Here is a 16,362-nt window from a genome sequence, read left to right as displayed (position 1 = left end):
GTGGCGACGTTCGAGCGGTACGCCCTCGACGAGACCGGCCGGGTCGTCGACGGCTACCCGCGCGACCTCGGTGTGCCGGAGGACTACCGGGGTGCGAACAGCAGCATGCACACCGTGGAGGCCGCGCTCGCTGTGGGCGATGTGCTCGGCGACCCGCGCTGGCACCGGCGCGCCCTGGAGATCGCGCGGCACCTCGTGCACGAGGTGGCCGCCGAGCGAGGGCACCGGATCCCCGAGCACTTCGACACCACCTGGACGCCGCTGCCGGAGTACAACGCGGACCGGCCGACCGACCAGTTCCGCCCGTACGGCGTGACCCCGGGCCACCTGCTGGAGTGGGCGCGGCTGCTGCTCCAGATCGAGTCGGCGCTCGGCGACGACGCACCCGGCTGGCTGCTCGACGACGCCCGGGCCCTGTTCGACCGCGCGGTCGGCATCGGCTGGGACGTCGACGGGGCCCCGGGGATCGTCTACACCACCGACTGGCAGGACCGTCCCGTCGTGCGGCACCGGATGCACTGGGTCCTGGCCGAGGCGCTCGGTGCCGCAGCCGCCCTGGCCCGGCGTACCGGCGAGGAGGCGTACGCCGCCTGGGAGCGCCGCTGGTGGGGCTTCGTCGAGCGCCATTTCGTCGATGACCTCCCCGGGGCCGGCAGTTGGTTCCACGAGCTCGGCCCGGACAACCGCCCCACCACCGGGGTCTGGTCCGGCAAGCCGGACGTCTACCACGCCTACCAGGCCACGCTGCTCACCCGGCTGCCGACCGCCCCGTCGCTCGCCGCGCAGCTGGCCCGGGCGGCGGGTTTCACCGGCTGACCGGTGAAACCCGCACGACACGCCGAGGGGCCACGGCGTGTCGCGCGGGTTTCGGCCGACAAGTGGTACGCCGGGGGCGCGTGGGACTCGCCGGGGCCCACCCGTGGGGCTCGCCCGACCTCTTCGCGTCGCAGCCCTCTCGCTCCGCTCGAGCGCGACGGCTCACACGTGGAGGGTGGGGATCACCGGCTCGCCGCGTGACATCTGCTGGACCGCGACGGGCAGCTCGGCGCGTGCCGCGAGGTGGCGGGCCCGGGCCTCGGCGAGCGGCTCCCGGCCGACGACCTCCCCGCCGGCGACGAGTGGCACCAGCAGCGGGCGGTCGTCACCGTCGTCGAGCGGTGGCGTGCCGATGCCGACGACCTCCGCCTCGGCCACCCCGGACGGCGACCGGCGCCGCAGCGCGTACTTGCGCCCGCCGACCGAGATCTTGTCGGTGCTGCGCTTGGCGACCGAGACCATCTCGCCGGCGTCGTCGGCCCGCGACACCAGCTTGTAGACGAAGCCGCACGTCGGGTGGCCGCTGCCGGTGACCAGCTCGGTCCCGACGCCGTACCCGTCGACGGGCGCGGCGGCCAGCGCCGCGATCGCGTACTCGTCGAGGTCGCTGGTGACGATGATCCGGGTGCCGGTGGCGCCGAGCCCGTCGAGCTGGGCACGCACCTCGTGGGCGAGCACGCCGAGGTCGCCGGAGTCGAGGCGCACGGCGCCGAGCCCGGGTCCGGCGACCTCCACGGCGAGCCGGACCGCCTCCGCGACGTCGTAGGTGTCGACCAGCAGCGTCGTGCCCGTGCCCAGCGAGGTCACCTGGGCCCGGAACGCGTCGGCCTCGGAGTCGTGCAGCAGCGTGAAGCTGTGCGCGCTCGTGCCCGCGCTCGGCACGCCGTAGCGCTGGCGGGCGGCGAGGTTCGAGGTGGTCGCGAACCCCGCGACGTACGCCGCGCGCGCCGCCGCGACCGCCGCCTCCTCGTGCGTGCGCCGCGAGCCCATCTCGATGCAGGGGCGCTCGGCGGCCACCAGCGTCATCCGCGAGGCGGCCGAGGCGATCGCGGAGTCGTGGTTGTAGATCGACAGCAGCAGGGTCTCGAGCAGCACCGCCTCGGCGAACGTCGACTCGACGATCGCGAGCGGGGAGTAGGGGAAGTACATCTCGCCCTCGGGATAGCCCCACACGTCCCCGGAGAAGCGGTACGCCGCGAGCCACTCCAGGGTCGGCTCGTCCACCACGTCGGTGAGGACCGCCAGCGTCTCCTCGTCGAACCGGAACCGCTCGATCGCGTCCAGCGCCCGGCCGACACCGGCCACCACGCCGTACCGGCGGCCCTCGGGGAGCCGCCGGGGGAACAGCTCGAACACCGACCGCCGGTCCGCCGTGCCGGCGCGCAGCGCCGACTGCAGCATCGTCAGCTCGTAGTGGTCGGTCAGGAGCGCGGTGCTGGGTGTGGTGCTGGGTGTGGGGCTGGGCGAGGGGGAGTGGGCCACGTCCCACAGTGTGCCAACATGGGTTGCGTGTCCGCGCCCGTCGAGGTCGAGCCGACCCTCACTCCCGACGAGATCACCCAGACCGCCAAGCCGTGGGTGACGATCGTGTGGAACGATCCCGTGAACCTGATGTCCTACGTCACCTACGTCTTCCAGAAGTACTTCGGCTATCCGAAGAAGAAGGCGGAGAAGCTGATGATGGAGGTGCACGAGGACGGCAAGTCGGTGGTGAGCTCCGGCAGCCGCGAGGAGATGGAGCGCGACGTGCAGGCCATGCACGAGTACGGCCTGTGGGCCACGATGGACAAGCAGGAGTGATGTGAGCGGCTTCCAGCGCCACCGCCGGAGCAAGCTGATCATCGCGAACTTCACCGGCTTCGAGGCCGACCTGCTGCGCTCGCTGGCCGGCCAGCTCGTGGAGCTGCTGCGCAACGAGGCGGCCGTGCCGCGCGACGACCTCGACCCGTTCGAGGCGATGATGGACTTCACGGGACCGACCCAGGAGCCCGAGGACCCGGTGCTCGCGCGGCTGTTCCCGACCGCCTATCCCGCCGACCCGGAGGCCGCCGCGGAGTTCCGGCGGTTCACCGAGGGGTCGCTGCGTGACGGCAAGGCCGCCGCCGCCGTCACGATCATCGACGTCCTGGAGGACGCCGGGCTGCCCCCGGAGCTCACCGGCGACGGGCTGATGATCGACGTCGAGCTCGACGAGCCGACCGCGGAGACGTGGCTGCGGTCCTTCACCGACCTGCGGCTCGCGCTCGCCACCCGGCTGGGGGTCGAGGAGGGCGACGAGGCCTACTGGCACGCGCTGCCCGACGACGACCCCCGAGCCCAGGCGCACGACATCTACGAGTGGGTCGGCTACCTGCAGGAGACCCTCGTGCACGCCCTGAGCAGCTGAGCGAGGAGCACCCGTGCCGATCCCGCCGTACGTCGCCGAGCTGCGCCGCCTCGTCGGCACCCGCGAGCTCTGGCTGCCCGCGGTGACCGCGGTGGTGCTGCGCACCGGCGAACAGGGACCCGAGGTGCTGCTCACCCGGCGCGTCGACAACGGCGAATGGGCGCCGGTCACGGGCATCCTCGACCCCGGCGAGGAGCCGGCGGTCGGCGCGGCCCGGGAGGCGCTGGAGGAGACCGGCGTCGAAGTTCGGGTCGACCGGCTCGCCTCGGTCGGCGCCAGCCCTCAGGTGGTGCACGGCAACGGCGACCTCGGCGTCTACCTCGACCTCACGTTCTCCTGCACGTGGCTGTCCGGCGAGGCCCGCGTCGGCGACGACGAGAACACCGACGTGCGCTGGTGGCCGGTGGCCGCCCTGCCGCCGATGAGCGACTGGCTGCGCGAGCGTATCGACGACGTCCTCGCCGATGAGACCGCGGCCAGGTTCCGCCACTGACGACCTACGCTGGTGCGGTGCTGACCATCGCCCGCGCGACGTACGACGCCATCGTCGCGCATGCCCTGCGCGACCACCCCGACGAGGCGTGCGGGGTCGTCGCGGGCCCCGAGGGCAGCGATCGCCCCGAGCGGCTCGTCGAGATGGTCAACGCGGCCGGGTCGCCGACGTTCTACGAGTTCGACTCCACGGACCTGCTCCAGCTCTACAAGGAGATGGACGCGAACGACGAGGAGCCGGTGATCGTCTACCACTCGCACACCGCGACCGAGGCGTACCCGAGCCGCACGGACATCGGCCTGGCGAGCGAGCCCAACGCGCACTACGTGCTCGTCAGCACCCGCGACTGGGCCGATGCCGGGGGTGGGAATAACGAGGGACCCGTGGAGTTCAGGTCCTACAGGATCGTCGACGGCGAGGTGACCGAGGAAGAGGTCACCGTGGTCGACGAGCTGCCGGAAAGCAACTGAGGAGTCACACGCATGGCCATCGAGGTCCGGATCCCGACCATCCTGCGCACCTACACGGGCGGCGAGAAGGCGGTCACCGCCGAGGGCGCCAGCCTGAGCGCGCTGATCGACGACCTGGAGGTCAACCACCCGGGCATCAAGGACCGGCTGATCGAGGACGGCGACCTGCGCCGCTTCGTCAACGTCTACGTCAACGACGAGGACGTCCGGTTCATCGGCGGGCTGGAGGCCGAGCTCAGCGACGGTGACCAGGTCGTCGTGCTGCCGGCCGTCGCCGGCGGCTGCTGACCCCATGAGCGAGGGCGCGCGTCGGACCTTCGTCCTCGTCGACGGCGAGAACATCGACGCGACGCTCGGCAATGCGCTGCTCGGGCGTCGGCCGAGCCCCGACGAGCGGCCGCGCTGGGAGCGGGTCACGGCGTTCGCCGCCCAGGTCCTCGACCAGCAGGTCACCGGGCTGTTCTTCCTCAACGCCTCCAGCGGCAGCCTGCCGCAGTCGTTCGTGCAGGCGCTGCTGGCGATGGACTACCGCCCGGTCCCGTTGGCCGGCACGGCCGAGGAGAAGGTCGTCGACATCGGGATCCAGCGCACGCTCGTGGCGCTGGCCGGCCACGACGAGGCCGACGTGCTGCTCGTCAGCCACGACGCCGACTTCGTCCAGCAGCTCGCCGGCCTGGTCGACGGCCATCGACGGGTCGGTCTGGTCGGCTTCCGCGAGTTCATGAGCACCCAGCTGACGGCGCTCGGCCTGCCTCTCTACGACCTCGAGGACGACGTCAAGGCGTTCACCCAGCCACTGCCTCGCGTCCGGATCATCCCGCTGGCCGACTTCGATCCGGAGCGTTTCCTCACGTGACCCGCTACGACAACCTCCTCGCCTCGGTCGGCGGTACGCCGCTCGTGGGGCTGCCCCGGCTGTCCCCGTCGGCCGACGTACGCCTCTGGGCCAAGCTCGAGGACCGCAACCCCACCGGCTCCATCAAGGACCGTCCGGCCCTGAGGATGATCGAGGAGGCGGAGAAGGACGGCACCCTCCGTCCGGGCTGCACGATCCTCGAGCCGACCTCCGGCAACACCGGCATCTCGCTGGCGATGGCGGCCAAGCTCAAGGGCTACCGCATCGTGTGCGTGATGCCCGAGAACACCTCCGAGGAGCGGCGCCAGCTGCTGCGCATGTGGGGCGGCGAGATCATCTCCTCACCGGCCGCAGGCGGGTCGAACGAGGCGGTCCGGGTCGCCAAGCGCGTCGCCGACGAGCACCCCGACTGGGTGATGCTCTACCAGTACGGCAACGCCGCCAACGCGCTCGCCCACGAGCAGGGCACCGGCCCCGAGCTGCTCGCCGACCTGCCCTCGATCACCCACTTCGTCGCCGGGCTCGGCACCACCGGCACGCTCATGGGCGTCTCGCGGTTCTTCCGGGCGGCCAAGCCCGACGTGCGGATCGTCGCCGCCGAGCCGCGGTACGGCGAGCTCGTCTACGGCCTGCGCAACCTCGACGAGGGCTTCGTGCCGGAGCTGTACGACGCCGACCTGATCGACAGCCGGTTCTCGGTCGGCCCGCGCGACGCCGTACGCCGGGTGCGCGAGCTGCTCGAGCTCGAGGGCATCTTCGCCGGCATCTCGACCGGTGCGATCCTGCACGCCGCGCTCGGGCAGGCCGCCAAGGCGGTCAAGACCGGGGAGCGCGCCGACATCGCGTTCGTGGTCGCCGACGGTGGCTGGAAGTACCTCTCCACCGGCGCCTACGAGGGCACCGTCGACGAGGCCGAGGACCGCCTCGAGGGACAGCTCTGGGCCTGACCGGCCCGGGGACCGGCCGAAACCGGGGATGCCTCCCCGCGGCGACCGGCCAGGGGTTACGGTGAGCCCGCACCGGTCCGGTCGCCGTCAGGAGCACCACTTGCGCGAGATCGTCGTCTTCAGCGGCAGTGCCCACCGGTCTCTCGCGGCGGCGATCTGCGACGGCCTCGGAGTGCCGCTGTCCTCGGTCGCGATGACCAGGTTCAGCAACGACTGCCTGCAGGCCCAGCTCCAGGAGAACTGCCGCCAGCGTGACGTCTACATCGTGCAGCCGCTGTCGCCGCCGACCCAGGAGCACCTCATGGAGCTGCTGCTGATGGTCGATGCCGCGCGCGGCGCCTCCGCGGCCCAGATCACCGCGGTGATCCCGTACTACGCCTACGCCCGGTCGGACAAGAAGGACGCCTCGCGGCTCTCGATCGGTGGTCGGCTGGTCGCCGACCTGCTCGGCGCGGCGGGCGTCGACCGGGTGATCACGATGACCCTGCACGCCCCGCAGGTGCACGCGTTCTTCTCCGTGCCCGTCGACCACCTCACCGCGCTCGGCGTGCTCGCCGACCACTTCCAGGGCGCCGACCCCGCCGAGACGGTCGTGGTCTCCCCGGACTTCGGCAACGCCAAGACCGCGAGCCAGTTCGCCCGGCTGCTCGGCGTGCCGGTGGCCGCCGGCAGCAAGAAGCGGCTGGCCGACGACCAGGTCGTCATCGACGCGATCGTCGGCGACGTCGCCGGTCGGCGCGCGATCGTCCTCGACGACGAGATCGCCACCGGCGGCTCCATCGTCGAGCTGCTCGACCGGCTGGCCGAGCAGGGCTGCACCGAGGCCGCGATCGCCTGCACCCACGGCCTGTTCGTCGGCAAGGCCATCGAGCGGCTGCGCGGACACCCGATGATCACCGAGGTCGTCACCACCGACACCGTGCCGCCGCCGGTCGACTGGCCGGAGCTCGAGGTGCGCACCGTCGCCGACCTGTTCGCCCAGGCGATCGAGCGGATCCACGCGGGGGAGTCCGTCAGCAGCCTCTTCGACGGGGTCGACCCGTCGCTCGGGCCGCCGCAGCCCCGTCTGTTCGACTGATCAGTCGGTGACGACCAGCGGGTCGTCCGCCCCGATCGTGCTGCCCTTGACGTCGCGGATCCCGAGGAGGCCGGTCGCGAGGTTGGCGACGTCGCCGTTGCGCACCGGCTGGCTCCCGGCGTACGACGGCCGCCTGGCGCCCGGATCGGTGCGGTCGGCGTTCATCGCGTAGAGGTCTCCGGCGGCCACGCCGGGGCCCCACACCAGGAACGGGATGCGGTAGTTCTCGACGTTGCGCTTGACCGAGTGGCTGGTGGTGCCGGTCGCGAACCCGTGGTCGGCGGTGAGCACGACCACCACGTCGTCGTCCTGGACGGCCCGGACGACCGAGCCGAGCTGGGTGTCGGTGCGGTGCACGGCGGCGAGGTAGCGATCGGACATGCCGCCGTACTCGTGGCCGAACCGATCGGGCAGCGAGACGTGCAGGAACGTGAACGTCGGGGCGCCGTCGGTCAGGTCGGCCCGCGCGAGGCCGACCAGCCGGCGCTGGTCCTTGCGGACCGTGAACGTGTCGATGCCGCGGGGCCAGGAGCGCTCGTAGAGGGAGAACTTCGACTTCGTGGAGTAGAGCGCGGTGCTGCCACCGGACGCGTGCACGGTGGAGAAGACCGAGGCGACACCGTGGCCGGCCGCCTGCTGCACGGTCGAGCCCGGGCGATGGTGGTCCCACGTCACGCCGTGGCCGCCCTTGGCGGCGTCGATGCGGCGCCCGGTCATCATGCTCGTGTGGTTGGGCAGCGTGACGGTGAGCTCGTACTCCGTGCGGGCGTTGAGCGTGCCCGCGCCCTCGCCGAGCAGCCGGTGGAACGTCGGCGCGCCGTCCGAGCCGAGCCGCTCGATCGCCTCGGTGTTGAGCCCGTCGACCGAGATCGCCAGCACGTGGGCGGTCGGGGCCGGGGTGGGCGAGGCGGCCGTGGGGGCGGCGGACAGCCGGGCGTCGGCCCGCGGCGGTGCGTCCGTGGAGCAGCCGGCGACCGCGAGAGCGGTCGCCAGGACGAGGGCGGGCGCGGCGAGGAGACGGGTCCGAGGCACGCACCAGACGGTACCCGCCGTGACCGTCGTCTCCCGTGACGTCGGTCGCGTGCCCATGCGCGCGGGGGCGGGAGGTTCTAGCCTTGCGTGCTGTGCGCCCTCCCATGATCGCCGCGGTGTGTCCCGGCGCGCCGCGCCCGTGGCCGGCCGGCGCGGCGGCGTACGACGCACGCGCACCTCACGGCGGCGGGCCGGTGGTCTAGGTGCGGCTCACGATCGTGGGATGCTCGGGGTCCTACCCGGGGCCGGAGTCGCCGGCCAGCTGCTACCTGCTCGAGGACGAGGACGGCGACGGGCGCACCTGGCGGGTGCTGCTCGACCTGGGCAGTGGCGCGCTCGGCGCGCTGCACCGTCACGCCGACCCGCTGGCCGTCGACGCCGTCCTGCTCAGCCACCTGCACGCCGACCACTGCCTCGACCTCACCGGGTACTACGTGCTGCGCAAGTACCACCCGCGGGGCCCGCAGCCGCCGATCCCCGTGTGGGGCCCGACCGGCACGGCCGACCGGATGGCCCGCGCCTACGACCTGCCGACCGACCCCGGCATGCGCCACGAGTTCGACTTCCGCGAGTGGCACGGCGTCGAGCGGATCGGTCCGTTCACCGTCGAACCGGTCGCGGTCAACCACCCGGTGCCGGCGTACGGCCTGCGGGTCACCGCGGGCGGGGTGACGCTCGCCTACAGCGGCGACACCGGACCGTGCGCGGAGCTCGACGACCTGGCCCGCGACGTCGACGTGTTCTTGGTCGAGGCGTCGTTCCGCGACGGCGACGACAACCCCCCGGACCTGCACCTGACCGGCACCGACGGCGGCGAGGTGGCCGCCCGGGCCGGTGCCCGCCGGGTGCTGCTGACCCACGTCCCGCCCTGGCATGACCCCGCGGACGCGCTCGCGGAGGCCGTCGCGGTCTACGACGGGCCCGTGGAGCTGGCGCGCCCCGGCGCGACGTACGAGCTGTAGGCGGCCTCTCGGCAGCGGCTCTCTCCCGTCGAGACACCAGAAGTGGCTGGTCCTCGGCGGCCGAGACGACCACTTGTGGTGTCTCGACGAGCGATCAGCTCAGCCCGGCGTCGTGGACACAGATGGCGATCTGGACCCGGTTGGTCACCTGGAGCTTGTCGAAGAGCCGGGAGACGTGCGCCTTGACGGTGGGCACCGAGAGATAGAGGTCGCGGGCGATCTCGGCGTTGCTGAGGCCCCGGCCGACCGCGAGCGCGACATCTCGCTCGCGGTCGGTGAGCAGGTCGAGCCGGGCCCGGGCGTCGGCGGCGCGGATCGCGACCAGGTCCTCGCCCGCGTCGGGCTCGTCGCGGAGCCGGCGGATCAGCGTGCGGGTGACCGAGGGCGACAGCATCGGCTCGTCGTCGACGACCTTGCGGATCGCGTCGATGATCTGGGGCGGCGGCGTGTCCTTGAGCAAGAAGCCGTCGGCGCCCGAGGCGAGCGCCTCGACCACGTGCTCGTCGGCGTCGAACGTCGTGAGCACGATGACCCGCGGGGGGTCGGGGTGCGCGTGCAGCTCCCGGGTCGCGCCGAGCCCGTCGAGCCGGGGCATCCGGATGTCCATGAGCACCACGTCGGGACGCAGCTCGGCGGCGAGCCGCACCGCCTCGAGCCCGTCGCCCGCCTCGCCGACCACGTGGAGGTCGGCCTGGCCGCCGAGCATCAACGACAGCGCCGAGCGCACCAGCGGGTCGTCGTCGACGAGCAGCACCGTCGTCGGCTCGGTCATGCGGCCCACGGTATCCAGCCGTGCAGGACGAACGTCGACCCGTCCCGACCCGCCTCGAGCCGGCCGCCGCGCAGCTCGGCGCGCTCCGCGAGGCCGACCAGTCCCAGGCCGGCGCCGGGGGTGCTCGAGCGGCCGAAGCCGATCGGGTTGCGCAGCAGCACGTCCACGCCGTCGTCGGGAGAGCCGCTGACCTGGACGGTCACCACCGCGCCGGGGGCGTGCTTGCGGGCGTTCGTGAGTCCCTCCTGCACGATCCGGTAGACCGTGCGTCCGACGGCGTCCGGCGGGTCGCCCTGGACGAGGTCCTGCAGCTCGATCCGCAGACCCGACGCGCGGGCCTCGTCGACCAGCTCGCGGAGGTCGCCGTACGTCGGCTGCGGGACCCGCAGCCGGGCGCCGGTCGCGTCGTCGCGGAGGACTCCGAGCACGCCGCGCAGGTCGGTGAGCGCCTCGTGGGCCTTCTCCTGGATCACCGCCGCGCTGGAGCGCATCTCGTCGGCGGTCAGGTCGTCGCGGAACGCCAGCGCCCCGGCGTGCATGGAGATCTGGGAGATCCGGTGGGCCAGCACGTCGTGCATCTCGCGGGCGATGCGCGCCTGCTCGTTGCTGCGCGCCCGCGCGACCCGCAGCTCCTGCTCCGCCTCGGCGCGCTCGGCGCGGCTGCGCAGGGTCCAGATCAGCTCGCGCCGGGACCCGATGTACATGCCCCAGCCCAAGATGCCCGCGGTCGCGACGGCGTTGGCGATGACGATGATCCAGATCGGGTCCTCGTCGGTGCGGGTGAGCGTGCTGTAGAGCTGCGCACAGGCGAAGCCCAGCGATCCGACGACGGCGAGCTGGCGCCAACGGCGGTGGGTGGCGACCGAGACGGAGGCCAGCACGGCGGGGCCGGCGGCGATGCCGGAGACACCCCCGGCCAGCGAGGTCACGACCGCCACGGTCAGCGGGTGGCGACGACGGTAGAACACCAGCACGTACGCGCCCACGCCGATCAGGATGTCGGCGATCCACCACAGGTCGCTGTGGTCGGCCTCGGTCTCCCACGCCGGCAGCCACGTGATCGCGCTGATCGCGAGCATCAGCACCATCCGCCACACGTGGCTCCAGGCGCGCAGCGGCGGCTGGTACTCCTCGGGCGTCGGACGGTCCACGCCGCCAGGCTAGTGTCGCCGGGATCCCGTCCGGACGATGCAGCGGTCGCGAGGGACCCCTACTTTGGTCATCGGCGTCGATCCGCGTGGCCGATGCGATCCGAGCCCGTGGTCGGGCAGGGTGGGCCCCATGATCACGGTCGAAGGACTCACCAGGAAGTACGGCTCGTTCACCGCGGTGGACAACGTCAGCTTCGTCTGCCAGCCCGGGCGGGTGACCGGCTTCCTCGGCCCCAACGGCGCCGGCAAGACGACCACGATGCGGGTCATGGTCGGCCTGACCCCGCCCACCTCGGGCCGCGTCACCATCGGCGGGCACGTCTACACCGACATCCCCAACCCGGGCCGCCACGTCGGCGTACTCCTCGACGCCGGCGCGCAGCACGCCGGCCGCACCGGTCGCGAGATCCTCGAGATCGGCGCGCGGACGATGGGGCTGCCCTCGCAGCGGGTCGACGAGATGCTCGAGCTGGTCTCGCTCACGCCCGCCGAGGCGAAGCGCCGGCTGCGCAACTACTCCCTCGGCATGAAGCAGCGCCTGGGCATCGCCCACGCCCTGCTCGGCGACCCGTCGGTGCTGATCCTCGACGAGCCCGCCAACGGCCTGGACCCGGCCGGCATCCGCTGGATGCGCGGGCTCCTCAAGGGGTACGCCGAGCGCGGCGGCACCGTGCTGCTCTCCAGCCACCTCCTCAACGAGGTCGAGCTCATCGCCGACGAGATGATCCTCATCGGCCACGGCCGGATCGTGGCGCAGGGCGACAAGAAGTCGCTCCTCGCGGACGTGCAGGGCACGGCGACGACGTTCGTGACCGCGCTGGACAACGAGGCGCTCGCCGCCGCCCTGAAGTCCCGCGGCATCACGGTCACCAGCGCGGGGGAGGGCCTGCGCGTGGAGGCCGAGCCGGTCGAGGTCGGCCGCGCGGCGGCTGAGAACGCGATCGTGCTCACCGACCTGCGCGCGGCCGAGGGCGCCCTCGAGGACCTGTTCCTCGAGCTCACCTCCGACACCCAGCGGGAGGGTGTGGCATGAGCATCAGCTCGGGAGCCGTGCCCGCGCTCGGGCACTCCCTCGACATCTCCAGCACCCAGCCCACGCCGTTCGGGCGGCTGGTGCGCGTCGAGCTCCGCAAGACCTGGGACACCAGGGCGGGCTTCTGGCTGCTGCTGTCCATCGCGGCGCTGACCGCGGTCGTGATGGTCATCCAGCTCTCGGTGGTCGTCGTCCAGGACATCACCGTCACCTACAACGACTTCCTGACCTCGACGAACTTCTCGGTCGCGGTGCTGCTGCCGATCCTCGGGATCCTGCTGCTCACCAGCGAGTGGAGCCAGCGCACCGCGATGGTCACGTTCTCCCTCGAGCCGCGCCGACCGCTGGTGATCGTCTCCAAGCTGGTCGTCGGCGTCGGGCTCGCGCTCGCCGCGGTCCTCGTGGCGCTCGTCCTGGCGACGGTCTGCAACGCCCTCTACGGACCGCTCTCGGGCGACACCGTCACCTGGGACGCGAGCTTCGCGCAGACCGGCGCGTTCGTCCTGCTGCAGCTGATCGGCATGCTCACCGGCTTCGCGTTCGCGGCCCTGCTCCTCAACTCCCCGGCCGCGATCGTGATCTACATGGTCTACTCGTTCGTGCTGCCGGGCCTGTTCAGCCTGGGGGCGGCGCTGATCGGATGGTTCGAGGACCTCCAGCCCTGGATCGACTTCAACTTCGCCCAGGGGCCGCTGGTCGACGCCACGATGACGGGCAAGGACTGGGCACACTTCGCCACCTCCGGCTTCATCTGGCTGGTCCTCCCGCTGTGCATCGGTGTATGGCGGGTGCTGCGAGCCGAGGTGAAGTGAGGTGACGACGGCGACCCTCGACCTCAGGGGCAGCACGCCGACGCCGTTCGCCCGGTTGCTCCGGGTCGAGCTGCGCAAGTCCTACGACACCCGCGCCGGGCTGTGGCTGCTGATCTCGATCGGGTTGCTCGTGCTCGCGGCGGAGGTGATCGCGCTGTCGGTCACGACCGTGCAGGACGAGGCGATGCAGTTCGGCGACTTCGTCGGCACCGCAGCGTTCCTGACGTCCTTCCTGCTCCCGGTCCTCGGGATCATGGTGCTCACCACCGAGTGGAGCCAGCGCACCGCGATGGTCACGTTCTCCCTCGAGCCCCGGCGGCCGCGGGTGATCGCCGCGAAGGCCCTCGTCGGCGTGGTGCTCACGCTGGCCACGGTGGTCGTCTCCACCGTCATCGGCGCGGTCTGCAACGCGCTGTACGGCCTGATCGAGGGGCACGTGGACTGGACGTTCGGGTGGAGCGACTTCGCGGCGTTCACGATCACCCAGATCCTCGCCATGTTCGGGGGGTTCGCGCTGGCCGCGCTGTTCCTCAACACGCCTGCGGCGATCGTGGTCTTCTTCATCTACAAGTGGGTGCTGCCGGGCTTGTTCGCCCTCGGCGCCGGACTGATGGACTGGTTCGACCACCTGCGCCCGTGGGTCGACTTCCAGGTCGCGCAGGAGGCGATCTGGGACTGGTCGACCTCCGGGCGCGCCTGGGCCGAGCTCGTGGTCTCGGGTGTCGTCTGGCTGGGCGTCCCGTTGGCGTGGGGCATCTGGCGGGTGCTGCGGGCCGAGGTGAAGTAGTCACGCAGGGTTGCGCGACACGTCATCTCTCGGCGACGGTGCCGAACCGGCTCGCGACACCGTTGAGGCATGTACCTGCGGCTCGCGGCCCTCGGTGACAGCACGACGTACGGGATCGGCGATCCGGTGCCCGGCGGTTGGCGGGGCTGGGCCCGGCTGCTGGCCGACGCCCTCGGGACGGCGTACGACACCTCGTTCTGCAACGTCGCTGTCTCCGGCGCCACGGCTGCGAGCACCCGGGCGGATCAGCTCGGTGATGCTCTGGCTCACCGCCCCGACGTGGCCTCGCTGATCGTCGGCATCAACGACACGATGCGCTCGAGCTGGGACCCCGCCCTGATCCGCGCGGACCTGATGACCTGCGCCGAGGCGCTGCACGCCTCCGGTGCGCTGCTGCTGACGGCGCGGTTCCACGACCACGGCGCGGTCTTCGGGCTCCCCGGTGTGCTCCGACGCCCGCTGGCCGCCCGGATCGAGGCGGTCAACCAGGTCTACGACGAGATCCACGAGGCGTACGGCGGGCTGCGGCTCGACCTGGCGAGCCGGCCGGAGGTGACCAGCCGTCGGTTCTGGTCGGTCGACCGGCTGCACCCCTCCGAGCTGGGACACCGGGTGCTCGCCCGCGCCTACGCCGACCTGTTGGCAGGACACGGCCTGGTCTTCGAGCCGCCCGGGCTCGAGCTCGGGGGCGGCTTCGAGCCGAGCTGGCGGCGAGACCTGGTCTGGATGGTCGCCGAGGGCGCGCCGTGGGTGGGGCGGCGGGCCCGCGACCTCGGTCCGTGGGCGGTGCGGCTGGCGCTCGCCGACCGGGCTAGGGTCACCGCATGACTGCAGTCCCACGTGCCGATGGCCGGGCCGACGACGAGCTCCGTCCGATCACGATCACCCGGCACTGGCTGGACCACGCGGCCGGATCCGTGCTGGTGGAGTTCGGCCGGACCAAGGTGCTCTGCGCCGCCTCCGCGTCCGAGGGCGTGCCGCGGTGGCGCAAGGGCTCGGGTCTCGGCTGGGTGACCGCCGAGTACGCGATGCTCCCCGCCTCCACCAACACCCGCTCCGAGCGCGAGTCGGTCAAGGGCCGGATCGGCGGCCGCACCCACGAGATCAGCCGGCTGATCGGCCGGTCGCTGCGTGCCGTGATCGACTACAAGGCGCTCGGCGAGAACACCATCCAGCTCGACTGCGACGTGCTCCAGGCCGACGGCGGCACCCGCACCGCCGCGATCACCGGCGCGTACGTCGCGCTCGCGGACGCCGTCGCCCACCTGCGCTCGACCGGCGCGCTGACCGGTGAGCCGCTCACCGGCTCCGTGGCCGCGGTGAGCGTCGGGATCATCGACGGCGTACCCCGCCTGGACCTGCCCTACGTCGAGGACGTGCGCGCCGAGACCGACATGAACGTCGTGATGACCGGCGACGGCAAGTTCGTCGAGGTGCAGGGCACCGCGGAGGGTGCGGCCTTCGAGCGGGCCGAACTCGACGCCCTGCTCGCGCTGGCCGAGAAGGGCTGCGCCGACCTGACCCGGCTCCAGCAGGAGGCGTTGGCGCGGTGACGGCTCCGGTGGGCGACGCGGCTCCGCGGGTGTTCCTGGCCTCGCGCAACCGCAAGAAGATCGAGGAGATGGAGCGGATCCTCCGCGAGCACGTCCCGGGGATCGTCGTCGTCGGCATCGACGACGTGGACCACTACGACGAGCCCGTCGAGGACCAGCCCACGTTCGAGGGCAACGCCCTGCTCAAGGCACGGGCCGGCCGGGCGGCGACCGGGCTGCCGTCGTTGGCCGACGACAGTGGCCTCTGCGTGGACGCGCTCAACGGCATGCCCGGCGTGCTGTCGGCCCGCTGGGCCGGGCCGCCCAAGAGCGACGCCCGCAACAACGAGCTGCTGCTCGCGCAGCTGGGCGACGTGCCCGACGAGCGGCGTACCGCCCACTTCCAGTGCGCGGTCGCGTTCTGCCACGACGGCGGCGAGGAGCTGACCAGCGGCGTGATGCCCGGGCGGGTGATCCACGAGACGCGGGGCACCGGCGGGTTCGGGTACGACGTGCTGTTCGTGGCCGACGACCGTCCCGGTCTGACCACCGCCGAGCTCACCGTCGAGGACAAGGACGCGATCTCCCACCGCGGGTGGGCACTGCGTCGGATGGCGCCGATCGTGGCCCGGATCCTCGGATGACGCGCCACTTCTTCCTCCGCCGCAACCTCGCCAGGCTGCTGCTCAGGCTCTCGCGCTGGAAGACCGTCGGGACGGTGCCGCGCAAGGGCATCCTGGTCGGTGCGCCGCACACCTCCAACTGGGACTGGGTGCTGACGATGCTCCTGGCCTGGGACAGCAACGTGCAGATCCGGCTGCTGGTCAAGGACGCGTTCTTCAAGGGGCCGCTGGCGCCGATCATGCGCGCCACCGGTGCCGTCGCGCTCGACCGGGCCAACCCCGGAGCGACGATCCGCGCGCTGCTGGCCGACGCGGAGACCGACGAGGCGTTCCTGCTCGGCATCGCGGCCGAGGGCACCCGCAGCAAGGGGGAGTACTGGAAGTCGGGGTTCTACCGGATCTCCCAGCAGACCGGGATCCCGGTGACCCTGGCCTTCCTCGACGCGCCCTCGCGGACCGTCGGGTGGGGGCCGACCTTCGAGCTCAGCGGCGACGTGCGCGCCGACATGGACCGGATCCGCGCGTTCTACGCCGACAAGACCGGCATCAAGCCCGACGGCGCCACCGTGCCGCGGCTCCGTGAGGAGGGTTGAGCCAGCCTGGGGAAGGCGG

21 protein-coding genes are annotated in these 16,362 nt (G+C 72.2%); 17 read left to right on the top strand and 4 right to left on the bottom strand.

Annotated elements, in window-relative coordinates:
* Positions 1 to 816 (top strand): AGE family epimerase/isomerase (locus VGD85_RS12450; RefSeq protein WP_331063760.1); only part of this gene is annotated, 816 nt, incomplete at its 5' end.
* A 162-nt stretch (positions 817 to 978) separates the two neighbouring features.
* On the opposite strand, the gene VGD85_RS12445 is transcribed toward VGD85_RS12450, so the two are convergent.
* Positions 979 to 2,298 (bottom strand): nicotinate phosphoribosyltransferase, encoded by a 1,320-nt coding sequence (locus VGD85_RS12445; protein ID WP_331063759.1) that lies wholly within the window; start codon positions 2,296 to 2,298, stop codon positions 979 to 981.
* Positions 2,299 to 2,316: 18 nt separating this feature from the next.
* Between VGD85_RS12445 and clpS the strand changes: the two genes are divergently transcribed.
* The 8 genes from clpS to VGD85_RS12405 all read left to right on the top strand — a co-directional run bounded on the left by clpS (position 2,317) and on the right by VGD85_RS12405 (position 7,046).
* Positions 2,317 to 2,616: an ATP-dependent Clp protease adapter ClpS gene (clpS, locus tag VGD85_RS12440; protein WP_331063758.1), complete on the top strand. Its 300-nt coding sequence runs from the start codon at positions 2,317 to 2,319 to the stop codon at positions 2,614 to 2,616.
* A 1-nt stretch (position 2,617) separates the two neighbouring features.
* The gene (locus VGD85_RS12435) at positions 2,618 to 3,202 is read left to right on the top strand and encodes a DUF2017 domain-containing protein (protein WP_331063757.1); all 585 of its coding nucleotides are present in this window, start codon (positions 2,618 to 2,620) and stop codon (positions 3,200 to 3,202) included.
* Between the two features lie 13 nt (positions 3,203 to 3,215).
* A complete protein-coding gene (locus tag VGD85_RS12430) occupies positions 3,216 to 3,695 on the top strand; it encodes an NUDIX hydrolase (RefSeq protein WP_331063756.1) in 480 nt (159 codons plus the stop codon).
* Between the two features lie 17 nt (positions 3,696 to 3,712).
* A complete protein-coding gene (locus VGD85_RS12425) occupies positions 3,713 to 4,165 on the top strand; it encodes a M67 family metallopeptidase (RefSeq protein ID WP_331063755.1) in 453 nt (150 codons plus the stop codon).
* A gap of 12 nt (positions 4,166 to 4,177) precedes the next feature.
* Entirely contained in the window at positions 4,178 to 4,453 is a 276-nt protein-coding gene (locus VGD85_RS12420) for a MoaD family protein (RefSeq protein ID WP_331063754.1), read from the top strand.
* 4 nt (positions 4,454 to 4,457) lie between these two features.
* The gene (locus VGD85_RS12415; RefSeq protein WP_331063753.1) at positions 4,458 to 5,021 is read left to right on the top strand and encodes an NYN domain-containing protein; all 564 of its coding nucleotides are present in this window, start codon (positions 4,458 to 4,460) and stop codon (positions 5,019 to 5,021) included.
* Positions 5,018 to 5,968 carry a PLP-dependent cysteine synthase family protein gene (locus VGD85_RS12410; RefSeq protein WP_331063752.1) on the top strand — a complete coding sequence of 317 codons (951 nt, stop codon included), beginning with the start codon at positions 5,018 to 5,020 and terminating at the stop codon, positions 5,966 to 5,968. The genes VGD85_RS12415 and VGD85_RS12410 overlap by 4 nt, the downstream gene beginning before the upstream one ends.
* A 100-nt stretch (positions 5,969 to 6,068) precedes the next feature.
* Positions 6,069 to 7,046 carry a ribose-phosphate diphosphokinase gene (locus tag VGD85_RS12405; protein WP_331063751.1) on the top strand — a complete coding sequence of 326 codons (978 nt, stop codon included), beginning with the start codon at positions 6,069 to 6,071 and terminating at the stop codon, positions 7,044 to 7,046.
* On the opposite strand, the gene VGD85_RS12400 is transcribed toward VGD85_RS12405, so the two are convergent.
* Entirely contained in the window at positions 7,047 to 8,078 is a 1,032-nt protein-coding gene (locus VGD85_RS12400; RefSeq protein ID WP_331063750.1) for an alkaline phosphatase family protein, read from the bottom strand.
* Between the two features lie 203 nt (positions 8,079 to 8,281).
* Here VGD85_RS12400 and VGD85_RS12395 point away from each other — a divergent pair, with 203 nt between their 5' ends.
* The gene (locus VGD85_RS12395) at positions 8,282 to 9,040 is read left to right on the top strand and encodes an MBL fold metallo-hydrolase (RefSeq protein WP_331063749.1); all 759 of its coding nucleotides are present in this window, start codon (positions 8,282 to 8,284) and stop codon (positions 9,038 to 9,040) included.
* Positions 9,041 to 9,134: 94 nt separating this feature from the next.
* Here the strand turns inward: VGD85_RS12395 and VGD85_RS12390 are convergent, their stop codons facing one another.
* A complete protein-coding gene (locus tag VGD85_RS12390) occupies positions 9,135 to 9,812 on the bottom strand; it encodes a response regulator transcription factor (protein WP_331063748.1) in 678 nt (225 codons plus the stop codon).
* Positions 9,809 to 10,963, bottom strand: a complete 1,155-nt coding sequence (locus tag VGD85_RS12385; RefSeq protein WP_331063747.1) for a sensor histidine kinase — start codon at positions 10,961 to 10,963, stop codon at positions 9,809 to 9,811. The genes VGD85_RS12390 and VGD85_RS12385 overlap by 4 nt, the downstream gene beginning before the upstream one ends.
* A 130-nt stretch (positions 10,964 to 11,093) precedes the next feature.
* Here VGD85_RS12385 and VGD85_RS12380 point away from each other — a divergent pair, with 130 nt between their 5' ends.
* From VGD85_RS12380 to VGD85_RS12350, 7 genes are all read left to right on the top strand, one after another.
* On the top strand, positions 11,094 to 11,996 hold the full coding sequence (locus VGD85_RS12380; RefSeq protein ID WP_331063746.1) for an ABC transporter ATP-binding protein: 903 nt from the start codon (positions 11,094 to 11,096) through the stop codon (positions 11,994 to 11,996).
* Positions 11,993 to 12,808, top strand: coding sequence for an ABC transporter permease (locus VGD85_RS12375; protein ID WP_331063745.1), 816 nt, complete (start codon positions 11,993 to 11,995; stop codon positions 12,806 to 12,808). The genes VGD85_RS12380 and VGD85_RS12375 overlap by 4 nt, the downstream gene beginning before the upstream one ends.
* 1 nt (position 12,809) lies before the next feature.
* Entirely contained in the window at positions 12,810 to 13,595 is a 786-nt protein-coding gene (locus tag VGD85_RS12370) for an ABC transporter permease (protein ID WP_331063744.1), read from the top strand.
* Positions 13,596 to 13,664: 69 nt separating this feature from the next.
* Positions 13,665 to 14,423: an SGNH/GDSL hydrolase family protein gene (locus tag VGD85_RS12365; RefSeq protein ID WP_331063743.1), complete on the top strand. Its 759-nt coding sequence runs from the start codon at positions 13,665 to 13,667 to the stop codon at positions 14,421 to 14,423.
* Positions 14,420 to 15,148, top strand: a complete 729-nt coding sequence (rph, locus tag VGD85_RS12360; protein WP_331063742.1) for a ribonuclease PH — start codon at positions 14,420 to 14,422, stop codon at positions 15,146 to 15,148. Before VGD85_RS12365 ends, rph begins: the two co-directional genes overlap by 4 nt.
* The gene (rdgB, locus tag VGD85_RS12355) at positions 15,145 to 15,771 is read left to right on the top strand and encodes an RdgB/HAM1 family non-canonical purine NTP pyrophosphatase (RefSeq protein ID WP_331063741.1); all 627 of its coding nucleotides are present in this window, start codon (positions 15,145 to 15,147) and stop codon (positions 15,769 to 15,771) included. Before rph ends, rdgB begins: the two co-directional genes overlap by 4 nt.
* On the top strand, positions 15,768 to 16,343 hold the full coding sequence (locus tag VGD85_RS12350; protein ID WP_331063740.1) for a 1-acyl-sn-glycerol-3-phosphate acyltransferase: 576 nt from the start codon (positions 15,768 to 15,770) through the stop codon (positions 16,341 to 16,343). The genes rdgB and VGD85_RS12350 overlap by 4 nt, the downstream gene beginning before the upstream one ends.
* Positions 16,344 to 16,362 lie beyond the last annotated feature (19 nt).

Origin of the sequence: Nocardioides sp., assembly GCF_036401255.1 — a bacterium.
Taxonomy (GTDB): domain Bacteria; phylum Actinomycetota; class Actinomycetes; order Propionibacteriales; family Nocardioidaceae; genus Nocardioides.
Note: the sequence above shows the minus strand (reverse complement) of the source record. Positions and strands in the feature narration are given on the sequence as shown.